Source organism: Clostridium sp. CAG:43 (assembly GCF_000434655.1).
Classification (GTDB): Bacteria; Bacillota; Clostridia; order Lachnospirales; family Lachnospiraceae; genus Otoolea; species Otoolea fessa.
Window position 1 is genome coordinate 1 of the sequence record NZ_FR894971.1, and the last position, 3,308, is coordinate 3,308.

Annotated in this window: 4 protein-coding genes; all 4 read left to right on the forward strand. The window is 46.2% G+C overall.

The genetic code is table 11. The features are described 5' to 3' along the window. The coding region (locus tag QVO97_RS00055) for an aminopeptidase (protein ID WP_288188434.1) at positions 1-731 on the forward strand (731 nt) is incomplete at its 5' end. A gap of 78 nt (positions 732-809) precedes the next feature. Further along, on the forward strand, positions 810-1,220 hold the full coding sequence (locus QVO97_RS00060) for an aspartate/glutamate racemase family protein (protein ID WP_022358416.1): 411 nt from the start codon (positions 810-812) through the stop codon (positions 1,218-1,220). Between the two features lie 41 nt (positions 1,221-1,261). After that, positions 1,262-1,477 (forward strand): aspartate/glutamate racemase family protein, encoded by a 216-nt coding sequence (locus QVO97_RS00065; RefSeq protein ID WP_288188436.1) that lies wholly within the window; start codon positions 1,262-1,264, stop codon positions 1,475-1,477. A gap of 382 nt (positions 1,478-1,859) precedes the next feature. Further along, positions 1,860-3,203 carry an MATE family efflux transporter gene (locus QVO97_RS00070; protein ID WP_022358418.1) on the forward strand — a complete coding sequence of 448 codons (1,344 nt, stop codon included), beginning with the start codon at positions 1,860-1,862 and terminating at the stop codon, positions 3,201-3,203. Positions 3,204-3,308: the final 105 nt, after the last annotated feature.

The following is a 3,308-nucleotide window of genomic DNA, read 5'->3' on the forward strand; positions in this document are numbered from 1 at the left end:
CCATGAAAGCGGCGGATGTGGTAATTTGCCCCATGAAAACATCGATTACGCATACACGAGCCAAAATTGAGGCAGCGGAAGCTGGAGCAAGGATTGCTACAATGCCGGGAATCACGGAGGAAATGTTTGCCATGGGGGCTATGACTGCAGATTACAGTCGTGTTATGGCACTTACAGAGCAGGTGACTGATTTATTGACGAATGCCAATACAGCCCGCATAGAGAAAGATGGACATGTTTTAACGCTGGATCTTCGGGGACGGCGTGGAGTATCTAGCCCTGGTGTCTATCGGGAAAAGGGGCAGGCGGGAAATCTTCCTTCCGGAGAGTCCTACATAGCTCCGATAGAGACAGGAGCAAATGGTACGATGGTGATTGATGGATCTATGGTTGGAATCGGTTTATTAGAACAGCCTTTGGAAGTGAAAGTGAAGGACGGGGTTCTTCAAAGCATCCAAGGAAAAGAAGCAGAGAAACTGGAGATTCTCTTGAGAAATAGGAACAATGCCACTCTGTGTGAACTGGGCATTGGAACCAACTATGCGGCCAGACTGATCGGCGTTATTCTGGAGGATGAGAAAGCTTATCAAACAGTTCATATTGCCTTTGGTACTAACGTGGGATTTGGAGGAAATAATCAGGCAGACTGCCATATGGACGGAATTATTAAGAATCCCACATTGTATTTGGATGACAAGCTAGTTATGTTAGATGGAGTTTTCCAGATTTAAGGAGATATTCCAATTGCTGCCTGAGTATTTTGCTCATGAAATTATTTTTAGGGAACCAAGAGAGAAGGAACATATAATATGAAAACTTATAAAGTTGGTCTGATTCGGGTGCTGACCACAGAGGACGAGGAATTGCTGCAGCTGCATGGAAAGCTGATAGAATCGTATTTCCCTATGTTCCAGGTGGTGTCACGATGTATTCCGGAACAACCGGAGGGAATTCATGACGATGAAACATTCGCTGTAGGTGTACCTAAGGTGGTGAATCTTGCAGTGGAACTGTGGAAGGAAGGCTGTCAGGCTATTATTATCAGCTGTGCCGGTGATCCGGGAGTTCCGGAGGCAAGACAGGCTGTACCGATTCCGGTTATAGGAGCGGGATCCAGTACTGCAGCGTTGAGTCTGTTTTTGGCAGTCATCCGGCTGTGTTGGGGATTACCGAAGATGTACCGTCAGGATATCAGCGGATATTCGGTGATCGGATTGTAGACAATGCAAAGGGAGATGGGGTAGAAAATGTCCTGGATTTGATGACAGACAGAGGATATGAAGCCACCATGAAAGCAGCGGCTGCGCAGAAAGAGATGGGTGCCGATGTGATTGCCCTTAGCTGTACAGGAATGTCCAGTATCCGTATTGCTCCCTCCATCGAAAAGACAGTAGGAATTCCGGTTCTGGATCCTGTTTTGTGTGAGGGACTGCTGACATTGTTTGAGCTATTGAGAAGAGAAAATATGGAGGATTAGGAGTTAGAATTAGGAAGCTTCGCCTATACTAAAATATAGGCGGAGCTTTTTTGTGTATAATGATTGTATCTTAAATGGAAGATAGATTATAATATAAATAGACAGAAAAACTGGCGGTTTATATAAATATTATGCTGGGTACACATACATTCCCAGCAGCTGCTGAACACAGTAAAAGGCAATGGAGGCACCGGATAACCATAGCTGCAACTGTGGCGCAGAAAGTGAATGAGTGAAATTATGAAACGAATTAACAATGTTATGCCAATTATTTCTGGACCCTGTTTTGGTTTTGCCGGAATTTTTGTACACGAATTACGGATCGTACTTGCTAAGTTCGTGCTTTCGGGTAAAAAGCAGGAAGTTGTGGAGGAATAGGATCATGTCAAAAGATGAGTATTTGATTACCGATGCGCCGCTGAAAGCGTTGACGGTTTTTGCAATGCCGATGATTCTCGGCAGTTTTTTTCAGCAGGTATACAATATGGCGGACTCCATTATCGTCGGTCAGTTTGTGGGTTCCTCCGCACTGGCGGCGGTTGGCGCCTGTGCAGCGCTGACGAATGTTTTCATTTGTGTGGCACTGGGGGCCGGTGCTGGTGCAGGTGTGCTTGTGAGCCGCTATTTCGGTGCCAAAGAGTATGGAAAAATGAAAACGATTGTGTCTACATCACTGATTAGCTTTTTGCTGCTGGGCATCATCCTTGGTGTCTTTGGCTTTTGTTTTTCCCATGCGATGATGAGCGGATTACAGACTCCTGCCGATATTCTGGAGGAAGCAGTGCTGTACTTGCGGGTCTATTTTGTGGGCTTTCCGTTTTTGTTCATGTACAATATTCTCTCTACCATGTTCACTTCCATCGGTGAATCAAAAATTCCGTTGGGACTTCTGATCTTTTCATCAATCCTGAATATTGTAATGGATCTTTGGATGGTAGCCGGTCTGGGACTTGGCGTGTTCGGTGCGGCGCTTGCAACTTTGATCGCACAGGGCATTTCGGCTGTGTTTTCACTTTTGATTTTCTTTTACCGGATGCGGCGGTATAAGAGTATCTTTGCCTGGTTTGAGGGACAGGAGCTGCGCTCGATGCTTCGGATTGCTGTTCCGTCGGTTCTTCAGCAGTCTACCGTATCCATCGGTATGATGATCGTACAGGCGGTGGTAAATCCTTTTGGCACACAGGCACTCGCCGGATACGCGGCAACGATGCGTGTGGAGAATGTTTTTTCCCTGATTTTTGTGTCCATCGGCAATGCGGTTTCCCCATTTGTTTCCCAGAATCTTGGCGCAAACAAAACCCAGCGCATCAAAAAAGGCTACCACGCAGCATTGGTGCTGGATGTGTGTTTTGCGGCGCTTGCTTTCCTTGTCATTGAAACGCTGCACACGCAGATTTCATCACTGTTCCTTGGAAAAGACGGAACCGCCCTGGCTTATCAGGTGTCTGGGGATTATATGAGATGGCTTGGTTACTTCTTTATTTTTATGGGAATTAAAATGGCGACCGATGGAGTCCTTCGCGGACTCGGAATCATGCGGCCATTCCTCGTTGCCAACATGGTAAATCTTGCGATCCGCCTGTCCGTGGCGTTGATCGGTGCACCGCGTTTTGGCATTAATTTTGTTTGGCTTGCCGTGCCGGCAGGATGGCTTGCCAACTTTCTGGTTTCCTATGCGGCACTGAGAAAATCCTGGCCGGCTGAGAAAGTGGAGCCGTCTCGATAAATTTGGATGTACTGAAACGAAATACATACGTTTGTCTTGTTTGATTTATGAATATCGATTTTGTTAAAAATATGTATTTGCTTTAGGACAATAAGCGGGAATCCT